20 protein-coding genes are annotated in these 19,273 nt (G+C 72.3%); 11 read left to right on the top strand and 9 right to left on the bottom strand.

The annotated features are described in order from the left end of the window. Positions 1-81: 81 nt before the first annotated feature. Entirely contained in the window at positions 82-477 is a 396-nt protein-coding gene (gene sodN / locus B9S64_RS22385; RefSeq protein ID WP_037879360.1) for a superoxide dismutase, Ni, read from the top strand. A gap of 304 nt (positions 478-781) precedes the next feature. Next, a complete protein-coding gene (locus B9S64_RS22380; RefSeq protein WP_103488841.1) occupies positions 782-1,894 on the top strand; it encodes an ABC transporter substrate-binding protein in 1,113 nt (370 codons plus the stop codon). Positions 1,895-2,062: 168 nt separating this feature from the next. On the opposite strand, the gene B9S64_RS22370 is transcribed toward B9S64_RS22380, so the two are convergent. Both B9S64_RS22370 and B9S64_RS22365 read right to left on the bottom strand, forming a co-directional pair. After that, entirely contained in the window at positions 2,063-3,067 is a 1,005-nt protein-coding gene (locus B9S64_RS22370; RefSeq protein ID WP_258037685.1) for an NAD-dependent epimerase/dehydratase family protein, read from the bottom strand. Between the two features lie 91 nt (positions 3,068-3,158). After that, positions 3,159-4,115, bottom strand: coding sequence for a LysR family transcriptional regulator (locus B9S64_RS22365; protein ID WP_103488840.1), 957 nt, complete (start codon positions 4,113-4,115; stop codon positions 3,159-3,161). A 248-nt stretch (positions 4,116-4,363) separates the two neighbouring features. Between B9S64_RS22365 and snpA the strand changes: the two genes are divergently transcribed. Continuing rightward, positions 4,364-5,017: a snapalysin gene (snpA, locus tag B9S64_RS22360; RefSeq protein ID WP_181012122.1), complete on the top strand. Its 654-nt coding sequence runs from the start codon at positions 4,364-4,366 to the stop codon at positions 5,015-5,017. 73 nt (positions 5,018-5,090) lie between these two features. Here the strand turns inward: snpA and B9S64_RS22355 are convergent, their stop codons facing one another. From B9S64_RS22355 to B9S64_RS22335, 5 genes are all read right to left on the bottom strand, one after another. Further along, positions 5,091-5,447: a GntR family transcriptional regulator gene (locus B9S64_RS22355; protein WP_028438823.1), complete on the bottom strand. Its 357-nt coding sequence runs from the start codon at positions 5,445-5,447 to the stop codon at positions 5,091-5,093. A 2-nt stretch (positions 5,448-5,449) separates the two neighbouring features. Further along, positions 5,450-6,418, bottom strand: a complete 969-nt coding sequence (locus tag B9S64_RS22350) for a DUF1648 domain-containing protein (RefSeq protein WP_103488838.1) — start codon at positions 6,416-6,418, stop codon at positions 5,450-5,452. A gap of 174 nt (positions 6,419-6,592) precedes the next feature. Continuing rightward, positions 6,593-7,321, bottom strand: a complete 729-nt coding sequence (locus B9S64_RS22345) for a DUF6304 family protein (protein ID WP_103488837.1) — start codon at positions 7,319-7,321, stop codon at positions 6,593-6,595. Positions 7,322-7,488: 167 nt separating this feature from the next. Continuing rightward, a complete protein-coding gene (locus B9S64_RS22340; protein WP_103488836.1) occupies positions 7,489-8,532 on the bottom strand; it encodes a family 2 encapsulin nanocompartment cargo protein polyprenyl transferase in 1,044 nt (347 codons plus the stop codon). A 189-nt stretch (positions 8,533-8,721) separates the two neighbouring features. Next, positions 8,722-10,125, bottom strand: a complete 1,404-nt coding sequence (locus B9S64_RS22335) for a family 2B encapsulin nanocompartment shell protein (RefSeq protein ID WP_103491066.1) — start codon at positions 10,123-10,125, stop codon at positions 8,722-8,724. 175 nt (positions 10,126-10,300) lie between these two features. Between B9S64_RS22335 and B9S64_RS22330 the strand changes: the two genes are divergently transcribed. The 3 genes from B9S64_RS22330 (at position 10,301) to B9S64_RS22320 (ending at position 13,132) form a co-directional block, all read left to right on the top strand. Continuing rightward, entirely contained in the window at positions 10,301-10,753 is a 453-nt protein-coding gene (locus tag B9S64_RS22330; RefSeq protein WP_028438828.1) for an Rrf2 family transcriptional regulator, read from the top strand. Positions 10,754-10,878: 125 nt separating this feature from the next. Beyond that, positions 10,879-12,075 carry a globin domain-containing protein gene (locus B9S64_RS22325; protein ID WP_103491067.1) on the top strand — a complete coding sequence of 399 codons (1,197 nt, stop codon included), beginning with the start codon at positions 10,879-10,881 and terminating at the stop codon, positions 12,073-12,075. Positions 12,076-12,187: 112 nt separating this feature from the next. Next, positions 12,188-13,132, top strand: coding sequence for a 1-aminocyclopropane-1-carboxylate deaminase/D-cysteine desulfhydrase (locus B9S64_RS22320; RefSeq protein WP_103491068.1), 945 nt, complete (start codon positions 12,188-12,190; stop codon positions 13,130-13,132). Here the strand turns inward: B9S64_RS22320 and B9S64_RS22315 are convergent. Then, positions 13,105-14,709 (bottom strand): Na+/H+ antiporter, encoded by a 1,605-nt coding sequence (locus B9S64_RS22315; protein WP_103491069.1) that lies wholly within the window; start codon positions 14,707-14,709, stop codon positions 13,105-13,107. The genes B9S64_RS22320 and B9S64_RS22315 overlap by 28 nt on opposite strands. Positions 14,710-14,744: 35 nt before the next feature. Here B9S64_RS22315 and B9S64_RS22310 point away from each other — a divergent pair, with 35 nt between their 5' ends. The 3 genes from B9S64_RS22310 to B9S64_RS22300 all read left to right on the top strand — a co-directional run bounded on the left by B9S64_RS22310 (position 14,745) and on the right by B9S64_RS22300 (position 16,618). Beyond that, on the top strand, positions 14,745-15,005 hold the full coding sequence (locus B9S64_RS22310) for a UBP-type zinc finger domain-containing protein (RefSeq protein ID WP_103491070.1): 261 nt from the start codon (positions 14,745-14,747) through the stop codon (positions 15,003-15,005). A gap of 231 nt (positions 15,006-15,236) precedes the next feature. Next, entirely contained in the window at positions 15,237-15,650 is a 414-nt protein-coding gene (locus B9S64_RS22305; protein ID WP_103491071.1) for an anti-sigma regulatory factor, read from the top strand. 23 nt (positions 15,651-15,673) lie between these two features. Further along, positions 15,674-16,618 carry an RNA polymerase sigma factor SigF gene (locus tag B9S64_RS22300; RefSeq protein ID WP_103491072.1) on the top strand — a complete coding sequence of 315 codons (945 nt, stop codon included), beginning with the start codon at positions 15,674-15,676 and terminating at the stop codon, positions 16,616-16,618. A gap of 130 nt (positions 16,619-16,748) precedes the next feature. On the opposite strand, the gene B9S64_RS22295 is transcribed toward B9S64_RS22300, so the two are convergent. After that, the gene (locus B9S64_RS22295) at positions 16,749-17,198 is read right to left on the bottom strand and encodes a hypothetical protein (RefSeq protein ID WP_037879336.1); all 450 of its coding nucleotides are present in this window, start codon (positions 17,196-17,198) and stop codon (positions 16,749-16,751) included. A gap of 376 nt (positions 17,199-17,574) precedes the next feature. Here B9S64_RS22295 and B9S64_RS22290 point away from each other — a divergent pair, with 376 nt between their 5' ends. Next, positions 17,575-18,543: a diacylglycerol kinase family protein gene (locus B9S64_RS22290; protein WP_103491073.1), complete on the top strand. Its 969-nt coding sequence runs from the start codon at positions 17,575-17,577 to the stop codon at positions 18,541-18,543. Positions 18,544-18,861: 318 nt separating this feature from the next. Further along, complete coding sequence (locus B9S64_RS22285; RefSeq protein ID WP_003953983.1) at positions 18,862-19,119, top strand: WhiB family transcriptional regulator; 258 nt, start codon at positions 18,862-18,864, stop codon at positions 19,117-19,119. Positions 19,120-19,273: the final 154 nt, after the last annotated feature.

Raw genomic sequence — 19,273 nt, 5'->3', positions numbered from 1 at the left:
CCCACGGGGGCAGGCGCAAAAAACACTCCCCCACGGAGTAATGTCCCACCTGAGAAGACGATCACGAGGAAGGACAGCTCCATGCTTTCCCGCCTGTTTGCCCCCAAGGTGAAGGTCAGCGCGCACTGCGACCTGCCCTGCGGCGTGTACGACCCGGCCCAGGCCCGCATCGAGGCGGAGTCCGTCAAGGCCGTCCAGGAGAAGTACCAGGCCAACGACGACGCGGACTACCGCACGCGCGCGATCCTGATCAAGGAGCAGCGCGCCGAGCTCGCGAAGCACCACGTCTCGGTGCTCTGGAGCGACTACTTCAAGCCGCCGCACTTCGAGAAGTACCCGGAGCTGCACCAGCTGGTGAACGACACCCTGAAGGCGCTCTCCGCGGCCAAGGGTTCGAACGATCCGGCCACGGGCCAGAAGGCTCTGGACCTGATCGCCCAGATCGACAAGATCTTCTGGGAGACCAAGCAGGGCTGACCGCCCTCCCGTCCGGCCCCGGCTCCGCCGCGGGCCGGAATGGTCCGGCAGAGGGTCCGACCGTGCGAAACGGTCGGGCCCTCTGGGCTTTCGAGATCATTTGGGAGGCGTTGGGGGGCGCGGTCAGGAGGAGCGTCTCCCCCGCCACTGGACGGGCCGGCCCGCGTCCTCGCCCGGCGACTCCTCCCACACCCGCCGCAACCCCTTGGCGATCGCGAGCTCCGTCTCGGGAGAGGTGGGGAGTACGTGCCCTCAGCGATTCGGGCAGACCGTGACCGCACAGCCCCAAGGGAGACGTCAACCGATGACCACACCACCATCGCCGTCCGGAGCGGAGCACGCAGAGGGGTCGGCTGTCCGTGTGGGCGTACTCGTCCCTTTGACGCGGCCGGGCTGGGCCGAGGCGGGGCGACACCTGCTCGCAGGGTTCGAGCTGGCCGTTGACAAGGTCAACGACACAGGCGGGATTGACGGCAGACCACTGGAGCTGGTGGTCCGGGACACCGCGGCCGATCCGGAGCGGGCCTCGGCGGCCGTGGACGAACTGGCCGCCCTGGGCGTAACTGTTGTGGCGGGCGAGTATCACAGCGTCGTCGCCCGCGCCGCCGCCGGCCGGGCCGACGCCCTGGGCGTGCCGTTCCTCTGCTCGTCCGCGGTGCTTGACGAGCTCACCGAGGAGCCGACGAAGTGGGTCGCGCGCCTTGCCCCGGCGCAGTCTCGTGGCTGGCGGATCTACGCGGACTTCCTCCTCGGTGAGGGACGACGCCGGATCGCCGTGGCGACCCAGCCGAGCGTCTACTGGGCGTCCGGGACCCGCGTCCTGCGGGAGCACCTGGCTCCACACGGCGGCACTGTCGTGGAACTCGACACGAGCGCGCTCACCCCCGAGGCCCTGTGCGATGCGCTCGTGGACCACGGCGCGACGGCGCTGCTCCTGCTGGTCGGCCACCCGGAGCCGGCGGTGCCGATCGTCAGGGCCGTACGGGATGACGTGCGGCTCGCGGAGATCCTGATCGGCGCTCCGGCCGGACAAGCGGAGTTCGCCGAATGGGCCGCGCTTCTGGGCGAGGACGGCGCCGGGATACCGTTTCTGCGTTACCTGCCTGAGGTCCTCGGCCCCCTCGGCGAACGCGTCGAGAAGGAGCTCCGCGAGCGTCTGGGCGAAGCGCCTTCCTTCGTCGCCTTCGAGGGCTGGGACACCGTCACTGTCCTCGCCGAGGTGTTGCGTTCCCACGGCACGGACCGGGCAGCGATCGCCGAGTCATGGCCGCACGTGGTGGTCGATGGCACCCGCGGGCCGATCCGGTTCTCCCGCACCACGGGCATCAGCGTTTGGCAATGGGCTTGGACACCGATCCAAGTCGTTGACCGGGACCCCGCGGAGCCCGATCGCTTCCGGATCCTGCGCGCCGGCTGAGAGGGCGCGGAGGCTCGACTGCCCGGGAGGCCATACAGATGTCATAGCCATTCGTTGATTACGGCGATGAGGACGGTGGCCTCGAAGACCGCGAGTTCGTCGAACCGGGTGGCCACCGCCCGGTTCCGCACCCCCGGCGGGCGGGCCGCCTCCCGCCGTCCGGCGGCGTCACCGTGCCCCCTTCCCCGCGAGCAGCTTCGCCTCCGTCTCCGGGTCGAGGCCGACCGCGGGACGGTCGGGCCGCCGCGGCACGGTGCCGCCCCGCTCGCGCATCCAGGACCAGGTGTCGGCCACCGTCTCGGCCAAGGGTCTGCACCGCAGTCCCGCGTCGTGCGCCTTGGTGACGTCTCCCTGGTGCAGGGCGTCGTACAACTCACCCCCGGGCAGCCAGACCGGCAGATCGGTCCAGGGCTCCACCCCGGCGGCGAGCAGCACCTCCGGGTCCGTCCAGCGCAGTTCGGCGGTGGAGCCGGTGACCCGGACGCAGGTGTCCAGCAGCTCCCCCATGGTGGTGTGGCCGGGTCGGCTGACGGTGTTGAACGCGCCGCCCAGGCCCTTCGCCGCCGCGTCCAGCATCCAGGCCGCCAGGTCCCGGGCGTCGATGTACTGGAGGGCGGTCTCCGGTGGTCCGGGGGCTATGACCGGGCCGCCCCGGGCCGTCCGCGCCAGCCACCACGGCAGCCGGCCGACGTTCTCCCCGGGGCCGAGGATCAGTCCGGCCCGGGCCAGCAGGGCCCGGTCACCGAAGGCGTCGACGGCGGCGATCTCGCCGCCCCGCTTGGCCAGGGCGTAGGAGACGTCGTCGCCCGCGCCGGGGGAGGCTCCGGTCACCGTCGGGCCGTCCTCCGGCAGTCCGGCGGGGGTGGGGTACGCGTACACCGAGCGGCTGGAGACATACGTGAAGTGCCCGGCCCGGCCCGCCAGCAGCCGGGCCGCGTCCCGGACCGCCCGGGGCGCGCCGCTCCACGTGTCGACGACCAGGTCCCAGGTGCCGCTCTCCAGGGCGGTGAGCCCCGCCGTGCCCCGCGTCCGGTCGCCGGTCAGCACTCGCACGCCCGGGGGCGGGGCGTGGCGGCCGCGGTGGAACACCGTGACCCGCCAGCCCCGATCGAGCGCCGCTCCGGTGACGGCGCGTCCGACGAACTCCGTACCGCCCAGCATCAGGATCTCCATGATCTGGTCCTGCCCCCATCGGCCCGTACCGGAAACGGCGCGCTGCTGTCAGCAGAACGGGGAACCCGGCGGCAGGCGCGGGCGCCCGCGATCAGGGCAGGGCGGCGACCAGCGGGCTGCGGTGGCGCAGCAGCCACTGGTGGTAGGCCGCCGCGCGCTGTGCGGCCTCACGGTAGGCGGCCTCCAACTCCGCGTACACCGCGGCCGTGTCCCAGCCCGGCCGCGAGACCAGCAGCAGCCGCACCGCCAGGGGGTCGCCGCGCAACGGGCGGATCGCCATGTCCTCGCGCGGCCCCGAGGTGGGCTGGCACGGGGCGACCGCCTCACCGAGGACCACGAGGGAGGCGGCCGTGAGGTAGTCGCCGTGCAGCACGGGCGGGTCCAGGCCCGCCGCGCCCAGCACTCGGCGGACGCCGTCCCATTCGCCGTCGACCGAGGGATCGACCATCCAGCGGTCCCCCGCCAGATCGTCCAGGTCCACCACCGGCCGCGCGGCCGCCGGGTGGTCCCGCGACAGGGAGATGAACTGCGGTTCGCGCTCCAGCAGGACCCGCTGGCACAGCCCCTCCGGGACGGTCAGCGGGCAGCCCTCCACCTCGTGCACGAACGCGACGTCGAGCCGGCCCGCCGCCACCGTGCGCAGCAGCTCCCGGGCCGAGACGTCGACCCGGAGGGAGATGTCCGCGTCGGGCAGCCGCACCCGCAAGCGGCGCAGCCAGCCGCCGATGACCCGGCTCGCGGTGGACCCGATGCGCAGCCGGGGGCCGCCGGACCGGGCCGCCTCCGCCTCGGCCAGCGCGGCTTCCACCAGGGTGGACATGCCGTCGACCAGGGGGCGTGCCCGGCTGAGGACGGCGCGGCCGAGCAGGGTCGGCCGGCAGCCGGTGCGCTCCCGGCTGAAGAGGGCCGCGCCCACGGACCTCTCGATCCGCTGGAGCTGGGTGGTGAGCGCGGGCTGACTGACACCCAGCCGCCGGGCCGCCTGGCGCAGGCTGCCCGTGTCGGCGATGGCGCAGAGCACCCTGAGGTGCCTCACCTCGAACTCCATGACGCAGAGGGTAGGGCCGCGCCGGTGGGCGGCACCAGAGGTCCCAAAGCCGTTAAACGGTCCGAATCAGGGGCTGTTGGGGCGACGCCGGTGTGCGGGTGCTGTGCGGTTCCTGTGCCGGTGATAGGGCGGTGCTATCGCCGGTTGACATCGTCCGCGGCGGGCCCGGACGGCCCGACACTCTCTCCGTACCCCCACCCGTTCCCCGTCCGACCGACGGGGTTCGCCGGACAGGTAGGAGACCCCCCATGAGACACCCCAGGACCGTCCTGATGTCGGCCGTCGCCGGTCTCGGACTCGCCGCCGCGCTGTGCGCCTCCCCGGCGGTCGCCGCCGCCCCGGCCCCCTCCGTCCCCGCGGAGGCCGGCTACGCCGCGTACGCCGGGTCGAGCGAGAACGCCTCCGCGAACCAGGCGTTCTTCGACGCGGTCATGAAGTCGGTCGCCGAGAAGCGGGCCGCCGTCCCCGGCACCCAGGCGGTCACCGTGGTCTACAGCGCGGCCAACGCCCCCAGCTTCCGTAGCCAGATATCGAGCAGCGCCTCCATCTGGAACAGCTCCGTGAGCAACGTGAAGCTCCAGGAGGGCTCGAACGCGGACTTCGTCTACTACGAGGGCAACGACGCGCGCGGTTCGTACGCGAGCACCGACGGGCACGGCAGGGGGTACATCTTCCTCGACTACGCCCAGAACCGGCAGTACAACTCGACCCGGGTCACCGCGCACGAGACCGGGCACGTCCTCGGTCTGCCGGACCACTACTCAGGGCCGTGCAGCGAGCTGATGTCGGGTGGTGGCCCCGGCACCTCCTGCACCAATCCCTACCCGGACGCCAACGAGCGCTCCCGGGTGAACTCCCTTTGGCGGAACGGCCTGGCGGCCGCCCTGGCCGACGCCTCCTGAGGTAGGCCCCGCACACCCGCCCATCCGAGGGGGCCGCTCCACGAGAGCGGCCCCCTTCGCGGTGCCGGGCCGTTCAGGCCTTCAGTTCGGCGCGGACCAGGTCCAGCAGATCGCCTTCCGTCATGCCCAGCTCCCGGGCCTCCGCGACCACCGCGCGCACCCCTTCCAGGAGTCGCGCGCGATGGGGGGAGGCACCGGCCGTGACCACCGCGCCCCGGCCCCGGCGCAGTTCGATCAGCCCTTCCTCACGCAGCCGTTGGTAGCCGCGCAGCGCGGTGTGGACGTTGACGCCCAGCGAGTCGGCGAGTGCGCGTGCCGCCGGCAGCCGCTCGCCCGGCGCCACCGATCCGTCGGAGACGGCTCGGCGGACGCACGCCGCGATCTGGTCCCCCAAGGGCACCGGGGAAGAGGGATCGACCCGGAAGAGCACGTTCAGTGCCCCCCTCGTCGGCGGTCGACCAGCGTGTTGAGCAGCGCGGCTCCGGTGGCCGAGTCGTCGACCGTGACCGCGAAGTACCGGCCGCCCTCCAGTGTGGCCACGATGGCCTCACCGGACCGGATGATCACTCCCGAGCCGGCGGGACGGAAGCGGTAGCCCCATCCGCCGTACTCGGACACCGCGTTGACCTCCCGGCTCGTGGCCCCGTCGATGCGCTCCAGCGGGATGCGGACGCGCGGCCAGGGCAGGAGCCCGGAGACGGTGAGTCCACGGCGGTCCACCGTGACGCTCGGCCGGGCGAAGGTCAGGATCAGCACGCCGATGACCAGGAGCGGCACTCCGGCGGCCGGTCCCATGGCGACCATCAGGACGACACCGACGGCCGCCGTCGTCCCGGCGATCAGGGGAGGCCACCAGGACGTGGCGCTGCGGGCCCAGCCGGCGACCTCTCCGTCGGCCAGCGAGATACGCGCGCCGTCCTGCCCGGAGCCCTCCGGCCCGTCCGGCGACGGCGGCAGCAGCCTGGCCGCGCACAGGCCCAGGGCCGCCGCGACGGCGGCCGCCCCGCAGGCGCCCGTGAGATGCCACAGCGTGAAGGACGCCTCGGAACCGCTGTCGGACACGTCCAGGTTGAGGACCAGTGTGGCCGTCGTCAGATAGCCGAAGAACGCGGCCGCGGCGTACCCGGCGGCGGCGAACCCGTCGTAGGAACGGCCGGGAAACCGGCCCCGGGCGGCCATGTAGGCCCAGAGGGCGCCGAGCAAGGCCATGACCAGGACGGTGGTGAGGAGGAAGGCCCCGCGGCCCATGTACCCGTTGGGGTCACCGGAGGCCGAGAAGTGGCTGGCCATCCGTGCGGGCAACCGGTCCGAGAGGGTGACGGCGAGGACGAGGGCGAGGATCAGGGCGATAAGGAACGGCAGGGCGGCGAGGAACGCGCGCCCGAGCTTCGTACGGTTCATGAGCACCTCCGTTGTTAGCATGCTAGTAGAACAATGCAAACATGACAACGTGGTTCCTCCGGACGCGGACACGCCACTGCCCCGCACCGGCGGTCCGGTGCGGGGCAGTGGCGACGGGCTCAGGGAGACGGCGGACAGGCGTGTTGGAGAGAAACGGGGAAACGCCTCAGGCGGTCAGGCGTGTTCGAGCGGGAACGCCCCCAGGCGGCCGATGACGGCACGCCCCGCCGGACCGGGTGCGCACGGACGCCGCCCCGCCCCCGACGCGGCGGTGAACTCCGCGCCGGCCGGGCGGGGTTCGAACTCGTGGCAGCTCCACACCTCCTGGACGACTCCGCTGCGCCGGTCCCACAGCCTCTCGACGCCGGACCCTTCCACCGCTTCCCGGTAGGCGTCCTTCACCTCACGGAAGCAGCCGAGGCCTCCGGAGATGCCGCGCCCGGACGCGGGGAGGTAGCCGGAGAGGGCGCAAGCCGTGCATATCTGCAGATGTATGTCCGGCGGCAGGACGCGCCGTATGGTGGCCAGCGCCGAGGCGAAGTCGCCCTCCGCGCGCTGGGACTCGTACACCGCCCCGTCCAGATGGAGCGCGAGGAAGAGGTCCGGGTCGGCGCGGCGCAGGGACAGCAGGCAGCTGAGCGTGGCGTGGCGGACCGCGCCGGACACGAGGACCGGTATCGGCAGGTCCCACTCCAGCACGCAGTCCCCGAGCATGCCGTCGGCCAGGTCGAACGCACCGGACCCGGGCGACGCTCCGGCCACCGGGCCGAGACGGTCGAAGCTCTCCCCTTCGAAGTCCGTTCCCCGGACCCTGATGCGGAGCTGCCTCCCGTCCGTGGTGAGAATGACGGCTTCTGAACCATGGCGGTCCCGGTACCAGCCTGCCCACGACTCATCTGTCATGAGCGGGACTGTAGCCCCTGCCGAGCCTCCTTCTCGTGGCGCCCTCCCCTTCCGGGGTCCGGCCGGAGAGCCGTGCGCGACGCTCCTCGGCCGGGCCGGCCGGAGCGTGCCGACGAGCCGTCAGGAAGACCGCGTCCGGCCTGGGAAGACGGTCGTCGGCACCTCGCTCAGTGCGTCCTGCGGGTCACGAACTCCGCCAGCGCCAGGAGCTCCTGCGCGCCCGCGGGGTCCGGGACGGCACCGGACAGATGGTGCACGGCACGGGCCATCCGGTCCGCCGCGCAGGCCTGCGCCCAGTCGCGGCCGCCCGCCCGGTCGACCGCGGCCGCCGCCCCGGCGACCTCGGCGGGGGTGCTCATGGATCCCCGGTAGAGCGCGGCCAGTTCACCGGCGGCGGGTGTGCCCGAGGTGAGGGCGGCCACCACCGGCAGCGACTTCTTGTGGGCGGCGAGGTCCGCGCCGACCGGCTTGCCCGTCCGCGTGGTGTCCCCCCAGACACCGATCAGGTCGTCGATGAGCTGGAAGGCGAGGCCCGCCTCCCTTCCGAAGCCGTCCATGGCCTCGACCGCCGGCCGGTCCGCCTCCGCGTAGAGCGCGCCGAGGGCGCAGGCGCAGCCGAGCAGGGCACCCGTCTTGGCCGTCGCCATGGTGAGGCACTCGTCGAGCGTGACGCCGAGGGGGTCCCGCTCCTCCAGGGCGCAGTCGGCCTGCTGTCCGGCACACAGCTCGATGACACAGTCCGCCAGCCGCGCGGAGGCACGGGCGGACGCGGGGTGCGGATCCTCGGCCAGCAGCCGGTGGGCCAGGGCGAGCAGCGCGTCACCCGTGATGATCGCGTCGGGGACGCCGAACACGGCCCATGCCGTGGGGCGGTGACGACGGGTGGCGTCCTCGTCGATCACGTCGTCGTGGAGCAGGGTGAAGTTGTGTACGAGTTCGACCGCGACGGCGGCCCGCAGCGCCGCGTCCGGATCGCCGCCCAGGGCACGGGCGGCGGCCAGGACGAGCGCGGGCCTGATGGCCTTGCCCGCCTGGCCCGAGGCGGGCGAACCGTCGGCGTCCTGCCAGCCGAAGTGGTACAGCGCGACACGGCGTATCGCACCGGGCAGCGTCTCCACCGCCGCTCTGAGATGCGGGTCGACGAGGCCGCGGGTGCGCTCCAGGAGTGCCGCGGCCTCGCGCCCCTCCGTCGCGGCGTCCGTACTCGTCATGGTCACTGTCACTCCTTCCGGGCGCCTCGAAGGCACCGTGGTCGCGGCGTGCGCGTACGCGGCACGGGCGGGCGGGTGCGAGGCCCGGGCCGCTCACCGCCGCGGACGCACCGGGGGCCCGCGGCGGGTGCGGGGCCCGGACCGGCGCGGCCCCGGGCGGGCCCGCCGCCCGTCCGGGCCCGGCGGTGGTCACCGCCAGCGGCTCACCTCGACGCCCTCCAGGACACCGAGGGCGTCCGGCACCAGGATCGCGGCGGAGTAATAGGCCGTCACCAGGTAGGAGATGATCGCCTGCTCGTCGATGCCCATGAAGCGGACGGACAGGCTCGGTTCGATCTCGTCCGGGATGCCGCTCTGCTGGAGTCCGACGACGCCCTGGTCGGCCTCGCCCGTCCTCATGCAGATGATCGACGTCGTACGCGCGTCCGAGACCGGGATCTTGTTGCACGGGAAGATCGGGACCCCCCGCCACGCGGGCACATGGTGCCCGCCGACCTCGATGCTCTCCGGCACCAGCCCGCGCTTGTTGCACTCGCGGCCGAAGGCGGCGATGGCGCGCGGGTGGGCCAGGAACAGCTTGGAACCGCGCCGGCGCGACAGCAGCTCGTCCATGTCGTCGGGGCTGGGGACGCCGTCGTGGGGCTGGAGCCGCTGCCCGTAGTCGCAGTTGTGGAGCAGCCCGAACTCCCGGTTGTTGATGAGCTCGTGCTCCTGGCGCTCGCGCAGCGCCTCGACCGTGAGCCGCAACTGCTGCTCGGTCTGGTTCATCGGCTGGTTGTAGAGGTCCGCCACCCTGCTGTGGACCTTCAGCACGGTCTGGGCGACGCTGAGTTCGTACTCGCGGGGGGCCGCCTCGTAGTCGACGAAGGTGTGGGGGACGACGCTCTCCCCCACGTGCCCGGCCGACAGGTCGATCGCGGCCTCGCCGTAGTGGTTGGTGCGCTGGTGCGGAATGGCCAGCAGACCGGCGAGGTGGTCACGGAGCGAGTCGGCGCGGGCCGCGAGGTTGAGCACGTCGGCACGGCTGAGCGTCAGCAGGGTGCAGGGCGTGACGGCGCGTGCGGTGTAGTCCCAGGTGGCGTCGGCGTCCACCAGGGTGTGGTCTCCGAAGTAGGCGCCGTCGGCGAGGACTCCGAGCACCGTCTCGGCGCCGTACGGGCCGGAGCCGACCTTCTGCACCTTGCCGTGCGCCAGCAGGTAGACGCGGTCCGCCGCCTCTCCGGACGTCGCGAGCACCTCGCCCGCCGCCACGTCACGCTGTTCGCACCTGCGGGCGAGCTCCGACAGGACCTCCTCGTCCCCGAAGTTCCGCAGGGCCGGCAACTCGCCGAGCTCCGCGGGGATGACCGCGACCTGGTCGCCGGTCTGGACGAAGGTCACCCGGCCGTCTCCGACCGAGTAGCTCAGCCGGCGGTTCACCCGGTAGGTGCCGCCCTGCACCTGCACCCACGGCAGCATGCGCAGCAGCCACCGCGAGGTGATCTCCTGCATCTGCGGGGCGGACTTGGTGGTCGTCGCGAGGTTCCGCGCAGCCGCTGTGCCGAGACTCTGCTGCGGCGGCTGCGTGTCGCGAACCTCTTCACCAACGGACATCCGACATCCTCTCAATCATGGGCTGAAGTGCTGAAGAAGCCTTTCAGCCGAGGACACCCCGCGCTATTACACAAAAGAGTGTGACTAATCAGCCTTCGTTCTGGGCACGGTGTTCCGGTCACTTCGCACCCCCCTTAAGTTGCATCGCCGATGCAACTTATCTACGCTGATCCTCATGCGGCTGACCAGATTCACCGATGTGGCGCTCCGGGTGCTCATGCGCCTGGCCGTCACGGCGGAGCGCGAGGACCAGCCGACCACCCGCGAGGTGGCGGCCACGATGCAGGTGCCGTACACCCACGCGGCCAAGGTCGTCGCCCGCCTCCAGCACCTCGGCCTGGTCGACGCGCGCCGTGGCCGCGGCGGGGGCCTCTCCCTCACCGCCGCCGGCCGGTCCGCCTCGATCGGCGGCCTGGTGCGGCAGCTGGAGGGGCCGGGCGAGGTGGTCGACTGCGAGGGCGACTCCCCGTGCCCCCTCCGCTCCGCCTGCCGGCTCCGCGTCGCCCTGCGCCAGGCCGAAGCGGCCTTCTACGCCTCGCTCGACCCGCTCACGGTCGGCGATCTCGTCGCCTCCCCCACCGGCCCGCTGCTGATCGGCATCAGCGCCACCCGCACCGCACCCGGCTGATCCGCACCAGGCCCTTCGACGCGCACCCCACGGCGCGCCGGTTCCCGACGGCCTGAAATACGCATCTCCGGTACCAATTATCGGGCCGCCGCGCGGCCCGCCCCATCACACACAGGAGTCCACCGATGCTGTCCGAGTCGTCGACCGCCACCGTCCGCGCCACCCTCCCCGCCGTGGGGGCGGCCATCGGTGACATCGCGGACCTCTTCTACCGGAAGCTGTTCGACGCCCACCCGGAGCTGCTCCGGGACCTCTTCAACCGCGGCAACCAGGCTTCCGGCACCCAGCGCCAGGCGCTCGCCGGATCCATCGCCGCCTTCGCCACGCACCTGGTCGAACACCCGGACACCCGCCCCGACGTGATGCTCGGCCGCATCGCGAACAAACACGCCTCCCTGGGCATCACCGCCCCGCAGTACACCATCGTGCACACCCATCTCTTTTCCGCCATCGCCGAGGTGCTCGGTGACGCGGTCACCCCGGAGGTCGCCGCGGCCTGGGACGAGGTGTACTGGCTGATGGCCAACGCGCTGATCTCCATGGAGGAGCGGCTCTACGCCCAGCAGGGTGTCGTGGCGGGCGACGTGTGGCGCGAGTGGACGGTGGTCTCCCGGGCCGAGGAGACCGAGGACGTGGCCACCTTCCGCCTCACCCCCTCCGACGGCGCGCCCGCTCCCGCGTTCCGTCCGGGGCAGTACGTCTCCCTCCAGGTCGAACTGCCCGACGGCGCCCACCAGATACGGCAGTACAGCCTCACCGGCGCCCCCGCCTCCGACCTGCGCACCGTGACCGTCAAGCGGGTGCGCGACGAGGGCTCCCCCGAGGGCGAGGTCTCCCGGCACCTGCACACCCGTGTGCGCGAGGGCGACCGGCTGCGCGTCTCGGCCCCGTACGGCGACCTGGTGCTGCACACCACCCACGCCCCGCTGCTCCTCGCCTCGGCCGGCATCGGCTGCACCCCGATCCTGTCGATGCTCGAACACCTGGCGGCCGAGGAGCACCGCGCGCCGGTCACCGTCGTGCACGGCGACCGGTCCCCCGCCGACCACGCCCTGCGCGCCGACCACGCCGCCCTCACCGGCAAGCTCCATGACGCCTCCGCCCACTTCTGGTACGAGGACCCGGAGGCCGGCCACCCCGCCGAGCGCACCGGCCTGGTCGACCTGAGCGGCCTCCCGGTCGCCTCGGGCACCCACGCCTACCTCTGCGGCCCGCTGCCCTTCATGCGCGCCGTCCGCGGCCAGTTGCTGGACAAGGGAGTGGCGGCGTCCGACATCCACTACGAGGTGTTCGGCCCCGACCTGTGGCTCGCCCAGGGCTGAGCCGCCCCGGAGGCCTCCTCCGCCCGCGGGCCGCACGGACATCCGGCCGGCGGCCCGCGTCCACGCCCGGGAGAAGTGGCTCCCGGGTGCGGGGGCGGACGACAATGCGCCCATGCCCGACGACGCACTCCCCCTCTCCCGGCTGCGGCCCGCCCTGCCCTCACCCCTGGAGCCGGTCGAGGACGAACGCTTCGCCCGGCACTCGGTGACCCTGCTGCTCAAACGCGACGACCTGATCCATCCGGAGCTCCCGGGCAACAAGTGGCGCAAACTCGCCCCCAACCTGCGGGCCGCCGCCGGCCGTACGGTGCTGACCTTCGGCGGCGCCTACTCCAACCACCTGCGGGCCACCGCCGCGGCCGGACGGCTGCTCGGCTTCCCCACGGTCGGTGTCGTCCGGGGCGACGAACTGGCCCACCGCCCGCTGAACCCCTCGCTGGCCCGGTGCGCCGCCGACGGCATGCGCCTCCACTTCGTGGACCGCGCGGCTTACCGCGCGAAGGCCTCGCCCGAGGTCCTGGACGGGCTGCTGAGCGTCTTCGGGGAGTGCCTGGTCCTCCCGGAGGGCGGCAGCAACGCGCTCGCCGCACAGGGCTGTGCGGAGCTCGGCCGCGAACTGCGCGCACCCGCCGGTACGGTCGCGGTGGCCTGTGGCACCGGTGGCACCCTGGCCGGACTGGCCGCCGGTCTCGGCCCCGGGCAGCGCGCCCTGGGGATACCCGTGCTGCGCGGCGGCTTCCTGGGGGACGCGGTGCGCGGGCTGCAACAGGAGGCGTTCGGCGGCCCGGTCGGGCGGTGGTCCCTGGACGACCGCTTCCACTTCGGCGGCTACGCCCGTACGACCCCCCGGCTGCACGCCTTCGCCGATGACTTCGAGGACCGGCACGGCCTGCCCGTCGAACGCCTCTACGTCGCCAAACTGCTGTACGGGCTGACCGTCCTGGCCGCCGAGGGCGCGTTCGCCCCGGGGTCCACGGTCACCGCCGTCGTCACCGGGCGCCCCGGCGCACCTCACGGGGCGGGCTCACCTCACGACGCCCCGTCCGACTCCCGGTAGGCCGCGGCCTCCTCCAGGTCGAGCCGGCGCAGCAGCACCCGGAGCATCTCGTCGTCGAGGCGGCGCTCGTCCCTCAGCCGGACGAAGACCTCCCGTTCGGCCTCGATCGCCTCCCTCGCCAGCCGCCGGTAGGTGTCGTCCGCCGACTCCCCGGTGACCGGATCGGCCGCGCCGAGCCGCTCCCAGACGGAGTTGCGGCGCCGCTCCAGGACGTGGCGCAGCCGGTCGGCGAGCGGCTCGGGCAGGGAGTTGCGCGGATCGGACAGCAGCCCGTCCAGGCGCGCCTCCGCGGCCGAGGACGCCTCGCTCTGCGCCTGTGCCTCCGCCAGTGTCTCGGCGCGCGTGTCCCGTCCTGACAGCTTCAGCACCCGCACCAGGAGGGGCAGGGTGAGGCCCTGGACGACGAGGGTCCCGATGACGGTGGTGAAGGCCAGGAACAGCAGGAGGTTGCGGTCCGGGAAGGCCGATCCGTCCTGCGTGACCATCGGGACGGAGGCGGCCACCGCGAGGGAGACGACGCCCCGCATCCCGGCCCAGGACACGATCAGCGGCGAGGTCCAGGGCATCGCGGGTTCGCGCCCCCTGATGCGGCGGGAGAGCCACAGCGGCAGGTACATCGCCGGGTACACCCAGACGAAGCGCACCACCACCACGGTGGCGAACACGGCGAGCGCGTACCCGAAGGCCTGACCGAGGCCGTACGTGCCGAGCCCCTTGACGACCGAGCGCAGTTGCAGCCCGATGAGCGCGAAGACGGCCGACTCCAGGATGAAGCCGACCATCTTCCAGACCGCGGCCTCCTGGAGCCGGGTGGCGAAGTCGACCTGCCAGGAGCGGTGCCCCAGGTAGAGCGCGACGACGACCACGGCGAGCACCCCGGAGGCGTGCACCCGCTCCGCCGCCGCGTACGCCACGAAGGGGATCAGCAGCGACAGGGTGTTCTGGAGCAGGGCCTCGCCCAGGTGGGTGCGCAGCCAGTGCAGCGGCACCATCAGCAGCAGGCCGACCCCGACCCCGCCGACCGCGGCCAGCAGGAAGTCCCCCACACCGGCGCCCCAGGTCATCCCCGCCCCGACGGCCGCGGCGAGGGCGACCTTGAAGGCGGTGATCGCGGTGGCGTCGTTCACCAGGGACTCGCCCTGGAGGATCGTGGTGACCCGGGCGGGCAGACCGACCCGCCGGGCGATCGCCGCGGCGGTGACGGCGTCCGGGGGCGCGATCACCGCGCCGAGCACCAGCGCGGCGGTGAGCGGCAGGTCCGGCACGAGCAGGTAGGCCAGAGCGCCCACGGCGAAGGTCGCGAAGAGCACGTAGCCGACGGACAGCAGCGCGACCGGGCGCAGATTGGCACGCAGGTCGAGGTAGGAGCTGTCGACCGCGGCCGTGTACAGGAGGGGCGGCAGCAGGAGCGGCAGGACGACGTGCGCGTCCAGGGTGTACGCCGGCACCCCGGGCACGTACGACACCACCAGTCCCGCCGCGACCAGCATCAGCGGCGCGGGCACCGGGGTCCGCCGGGCGGCCCCCGCGACCGCCGCGCTGGCCGCGACGAGTGCCACCAGGGGCAGCGCGTCCATCTCACCGTCCTCGCATCCGACGTAACGTGGCCATCATGAGTGAGTGCCGTCACGTATCCGGACTGCCGCGCCCCGAGCCCACCCCGCTCAGCGACACCTGCCTGGAGTGTCTGGAAGCGGGGACCCACCCCGTACAGCTCCGGCTGTGCCTGGTCTGCGGTCACGTCGGGTGCTGCGATTCCTCGCCCCTGAAACACGCCACGGGGCACTACCGCGACACCGGGCACCCGGTGATGCGCAGCTTCGAAAGCGGCGAGAACTGGCGCTGGTGCTTCGAGGACGGTTCGATCGTGTGACGCCTGGGTACGTCAAACCGGCGCCGGTTCTTCGCAATTGACCGCCGCAACCCCCTATCCACTGAGCGTACGCTTATGCTTACCATGAGTGACGGTCAGGGACGGGGTCGCGGCGACACGGCATCATGGACCGCGACAACGCCGTCGGGCCACACAGCCGACGGCGGACCGGATGGCTCCGGGCGCGTGTCCCGGGGCCTCGAACGAGTTTGTGCCACCTTGGAGGTGAGGGTGTCCCAGATCGCAGGCGAGCCCGGGAATCAGGACTTCGTAGAGGTCCGGCTGCCCGCTGCGGGTGCCTACCTGTCGGTGCTGCGTACGGCCACGGCCGGCCTCGCAGCACGCTTGGACTTCACTCTCGACGAGATCGAGGATCTTCGCATCGCGGTCGACGAGGCCTGCGCGATCCTGCTCCAGCAGGCCGTGCCGGGATCGGTCCTCAGCTGCGTCTTCCGTCTCATCGACGACTCCCTCGAGGTGACCGTCTCGGCCCCCACGACGGACGGACGCGCCCCGGAGCGCGACACCTTCGCCTGGACGGTGCTCTCCGCACTGGCCGGCAAGGTCGAATCCACCGTGGCCGACGACCGCACGGTCAGCATCAGCCTCCACAAACAGCGCGGCGCGGGACCCGGGCCGGCGTGAGCAGCGGGAACGGGGACGGTCCTGTGCGTGACGAGACGATGCGGTCCGGGGTGGTGCGCCCAGCGGCCGTCCCGGAACAGCAGGCCCGGCCGCATCCGGTGGACGGCGCGGACGGGACCGGCGGCGCGGACGGGGCGCGAGGCCGTACGGTCGCGGTGGAGCAGTCCCAGGCGGAGCGGGCGGGCCAGATGAGCGAGCACGGGCACCACGATCCACATGACCGCAGCGGGGCACGGGCGCTCTTCGTCGAGTTGCGGGAGCTGCCCGACGGCTCGCCGGAGAAGGCCGAGCTGCGCAACCGGCTGGTGCGGATGCACCTGCCGCTGGTGGAGCACCTGGCCCGCCGGTTCCGCAACCGGGGCGAGCCGCTGGACGACCTGACCCAGGTCGCCACCATCGGGCTGATCAAGTCGGTGGACCGGTTCGACCCGGACCGCGGCGTCGAGTTCTCGACGTACGCGACCCCCACGGTCGTCGGCGAGATCAAGCGCCACTTCCGTGACAAGGGCTGGGCGGTCCGGGTGCCGCGCCGCCTCCAGGAGCTGCGGCTGTCGCTGACCACGGCCACCGCGGAGCTCTCCCAGCAGTACGGCCGCTCGCCGACCGTGCACGAGCTGGCGGAGCGCCTGGGCATCTCCGAGGAGGAGGTGCTGGAGGGGCTGGAATCGGCCAATGCCTACAGCACGCTCTCGTTGGACGTCCCGGACACGGACGACGAGTCGCCCGCGGTCGCGGACACCCTGGGCTCCGAGGACGAGGCGCTGGAGGGCGTCGAGTACCGGGAGTCGCTCAAGCCGCTGCTGGAAGGTCTTCCGCCGCGCGAGAAGCGGATCCTGCTGCTGCGCTTCTTCGGCAACATGACCCAGTCGCAGATCGCGCAGGAGGTCGGCATCTCCCAGATGCACGTCTCCCGGCTGCTGGCCCGCACACTCGCCCAGTTGCGCGAGCGGCTGCTCGTCGAGGAGTAGCGCGCGGGTCGGGGCCCGGCACCGGCCGGGTGCCTGCCCCCGACCAGTGCCGGGAGCACCGGGCCGTGGACCGTCAGGCTCATGGCCCGGTTCCCCGGGACACCGGCCGTCGCGCTCGGGCCCTCGGGCGTCAGGCCTCAGGGGTCGGGCGCGTACCCCTGACGCCCAGGGCGCGGGCGGTCTGCGGGGAGAAGAGCAGCACCAGTCCGGTCACGGAGACCACGGCGACCAGGATCCCCGTGGGGATCAGCGCCCCGTGCGACCGCAGCAGCGTCCAGGCCACCGGCAGCGCCATGAGATGGGTGATGAGCGCCGGACCGCGACTCCAGCCGCGCCGCAGGAGCAGGCCCCGGGCGGCGAAGAGCGGGATGGCTCCGAGCGCCAGCAGGGTGACCCCGCCCATCTCGGCCTGCTGGGGACTGTCGGGCCGTCCGAGCAGGCCCATCACCAGCATGTAGATCCCGCCGACGACGAGCGCGGCGCCTTCGAGGGCGCTCAGAGCGGCCGCGAGGGGGATCCGTCCCGGCTTCTCCTCGCCGGCCGAGGGCGAGGGAGAGGGGGCGTTCGCTTCAGTACTCACGCCCTTCAGATTGGCACCCCCGCCCCCCGAAAGCGAAGCCGGGGGCTCCAGGAAGCGAAGCCGGCGGGGCGGAACCACGAAGCCGGCCACACGGAGAAGCGCGGGAGAACACGAAGTCCGCCCAGGGAAGCCCGGACACCGCCCCGCGAGAACACGAAGTCCGCCGGGCCGGAGTCCGAAGCCGGCCGCCGTACGCGCGAAGTCCGCCGCCCGGAAGCCGAAGTCCGCCGGGAGAAGGACGAAAGGGTGCCGGAAACCCGCGCACCGGACCCCCGCGAGCCGGCACCGCCCCACCCATGATCACTCACCGTGACCGCCGATGGACCAGGAGGTCCGGAGCTTCTGGGCGGTACCGCGCGGTAGGTAGGCTGCTCGCATGCGCGCACTCCTCGTGGTCAACCCAGCCGCCACCACCACCAGCGCGCGGACCCGTGACGTGCTCATCCACGCCCTGGCGAGCGAGATGAAGCTGGAGGTCGTGACCACGGAGTACCGCGGGCACGCCCGCGACCTGGGGCGGCGGGCCGCGGACTCCGACGACATCGACATGGTGGTCGCCCTCGGCGGCGACGGCACGGTCAACGAGGTGGTCAACGGGCTGCTCCACAAAGGCCCTGACCTGCACGGTCTGCCGAGTCTCGCGGTGGTCCCGGGCGGCTCCACCAATGTCTTCGCCCGCGCCCTGGGCATCCCCAACGACGCCGTGGAGGCGACCGGCGCCATCCTGGACGCCCTGGCCGGCCGCAGCGAGCGCACCGTGGGCCTCGGTCTGGCGGCCGGCACTCCGGGCTCCCCGGACGAGGCCGTCCCCGAACGCTGGTTCACCTTCTGCGCCGGACTGGGGTTCGACGCCGGGGTCATCGGCCGGGTCGAACAGAAGCGGGAGCGGGGAAAGCGTTCGACCCACGCGCTGTACGTACGCCAGGTGCTCCGGCAGTTCCTGGAGGAGCCGCACCGGCGCAACGGGCTGATCACCCTGGACGTGCCCGGTCAGGAGCCGGTGACCGACCTCGCGCTGTCCATCATCTGCAACACCGCCCCCTGGACCTACCTGGGGAATCGTCCGATGTACGCCGCCCCGAAGGCCTCCTTCGACACCGCCCTGGACATCCTCGGGCTGCGCCGTCTCTCCACCGCCGCGGTGACCCGGTACGCCACCCAGTTGCTGACTTCGAGCCCCGAGAAGGGCCCGCACGGCAAGCACGCGGTGTCCCTCCACGACCTCACCGACTTCACCTTGCATTCGAAGGCGCCACTGCCCTTCCAGATGGACGGCGACCACCTGGGACTGCGCACGAGCGTGACGTTCACAGGCGTACGCCGTGCACTGCGTGTGATTGTGTGAGTGGAAGGACGTAAAGTCCTTTAACTCGAACGTTTGGGCTGGCCCCCACCCCTTAGAAGTACGGCTGTGACCTAGTCGACACCGAGGAATCAAAAAAAAGTTTCCAGAAGGGGTTGTATCCGCTGCCGAGGTTTGGGAATCTCTACATGGCGATCGGGACAGCCCGCAACACCGGCATCCCTGAGAGCCAGAACCCCTCCTCACCACACAGGACCACATCCAGTTCGTCTGGGCGTCGGACCTTCACCTGCGGGGGGATTCGTGAAAGCGTTCACATTCACAAGCACCAGCATGTAATACCAAGGAGAGGTAGCAGCCATGGACTGGCGTCACAACGCCGTTTGTCGTGAGGAAGACCCCGAGCTGTTCTTCCCCATCGGCAACACCGGTCCTGCGCTGCTGCAGATCGAGGAAGCCAAGGCCGTCTGCCGTCGCTGCCCCGTCATGGAGCAGTGCCTGCAGTGGGCGCTCGAGTCCGGCCAGGACTCCGGCGTCTGGGGTGGCCTCAGCGAGGACGAGCGCCGCGCAATGAAGCGCCGCGCCGCTCGCAACCGGGCGCGTAACGCCAGCGCCTGACCGACGCCCCCCGCACGACGAGCCCCAGCCAGGCGGCGCGTACAGAGCGTACGCATGGCCCCGCCTTCGAGTCGCAGCGCGCAGTACACCCGAAGCGCATCGCACCGTGAGCACCACGCAGTGGGCCCGGACCGTCACCACGGTCCGGGCCCAC

It is taken from the genome of Streptomyces sp. SM18 (assembly GCF_002910775.2).
In the GTDB taxonomy this organism is placed as follows: Bacteria; Actinomycetota; Actinomycetes; order Streptomycetales; family Streptomycetaceae; genus Streptomyces; species Streptomyces halstedii.
The sequence above is the reverse complement of the archived record's forward strand: the minus strand, read 5'-3'. Positions and strand labels throughout refer to the sequence as shown.

Coding starts and splice junctions, on each gene's coding strand:
- B9S64_RS22340 (WP_103488836.1), bottom strand. CDS start 8,532: ATGACGAGTACGGACGCCGCGACGGAGGGGCGCGAGGCCGCGGCACTC.
- B9S64_RS22310 (WP_103491070.1), top strand. CDS start 14,745: ATGAGTGAGTGCCGTCACGTATCCGGACTGCCGCGCCCCGAGCCCACC.
- B9S64_RS22285 (WP_003953983.1), top strand. CDS start 18,862: ATGGACTGGCGTCACAACGCCGTTTGTCGTGAGGAAGACCCCGAGCTG.
- B9S64_RS22290 (WP_103491073.1), top strand. CDS start 17,575: ATGCGCGCACTCCTCGTGGTCAACCCAGCCGCCACCACCACCAGCGCG.
- B9S64_RS22320 (WP_103491068.1), top strand. CDS start 12,188: ATGCCCGACGACGCACTCCCCCTCTCCCGGCTGCGGCCCGCCCTGCCC.
- B9S64_RS22330 (WP_028438828.1), top strand. CDS start 10,301: ATGCGGCTGACCAGATTCACCGATGTGGCGCTCCGGGTGCTCATGCGC.
- B9S64_RS22325 (WP_103491067.1), top strand. CDS start 10,879: ATGCTGTCCGAGTCGTCGACCGCCACCGTCCGCGCCACCCTCCCCGCC.
- B9S64_RS22335 (WP_103491066.1), bottom strand. CDS start 10,125: ATGTCCGTTGGTGAAGAGGTTCGCGACACGCAGCCGCCGCAGCAGAGT.
- B9S64_RS22350 (WP_103488838.1), bottom strand. CDS start 6,418: ATGAACCGTACGAAGCTCGGGCGCGCGTTCCTCGCCGCCCTGCCGTTC.
- sodN (WP_037879360.1), top strand. CDS start 82: ATGCTTTCCCGCCTGTTTGCCCCCAAGGTGAAGGTCAGCGCGCACTGC.
- B9S64_RS22365 (WP_103488840.1), bottom strand. CDS start 4,115: ATGGAGTTCGAGGTGAGGCACCTCAGGGTGCTCTGCGCCATCGCCGAC.
- B9S64_RS22380 (WP_103488841.1), top strand. CDS start 782: ATGACCACACCACCATCGCCGTCCGGAGCGGAGCACGCAGAGGGGTCG.
- snpA (WP_181012122.1), top strand. CDS start 4,364: ATGAGACACCCCAGGACCGTCCTGATGTCGGCCGTCGCCGGTCTCGGA.
- B9S64_RS22370 (WP_258037685.1), bottom strand. CDS start 3,067: ATGGAGATCCTGATGCTGGGCGGTACGGAGTTCGTCGGACGCGCCGTC.
- B9S64_RS22345 (WP_103488837.1), bottom strand. CDS start 7,321: ATGACAGATGAGTCGTGGGCAGGCTGGTACCGGGACCGCCATGGTTCA.
- B9S64_RS22315 (WP_103491069.1), bottom strand. CDS start 14,709: ATGGACGCGCTGCCCCTGGTGGCACTCGTCGCGGCCAGCGCGGCGGTC.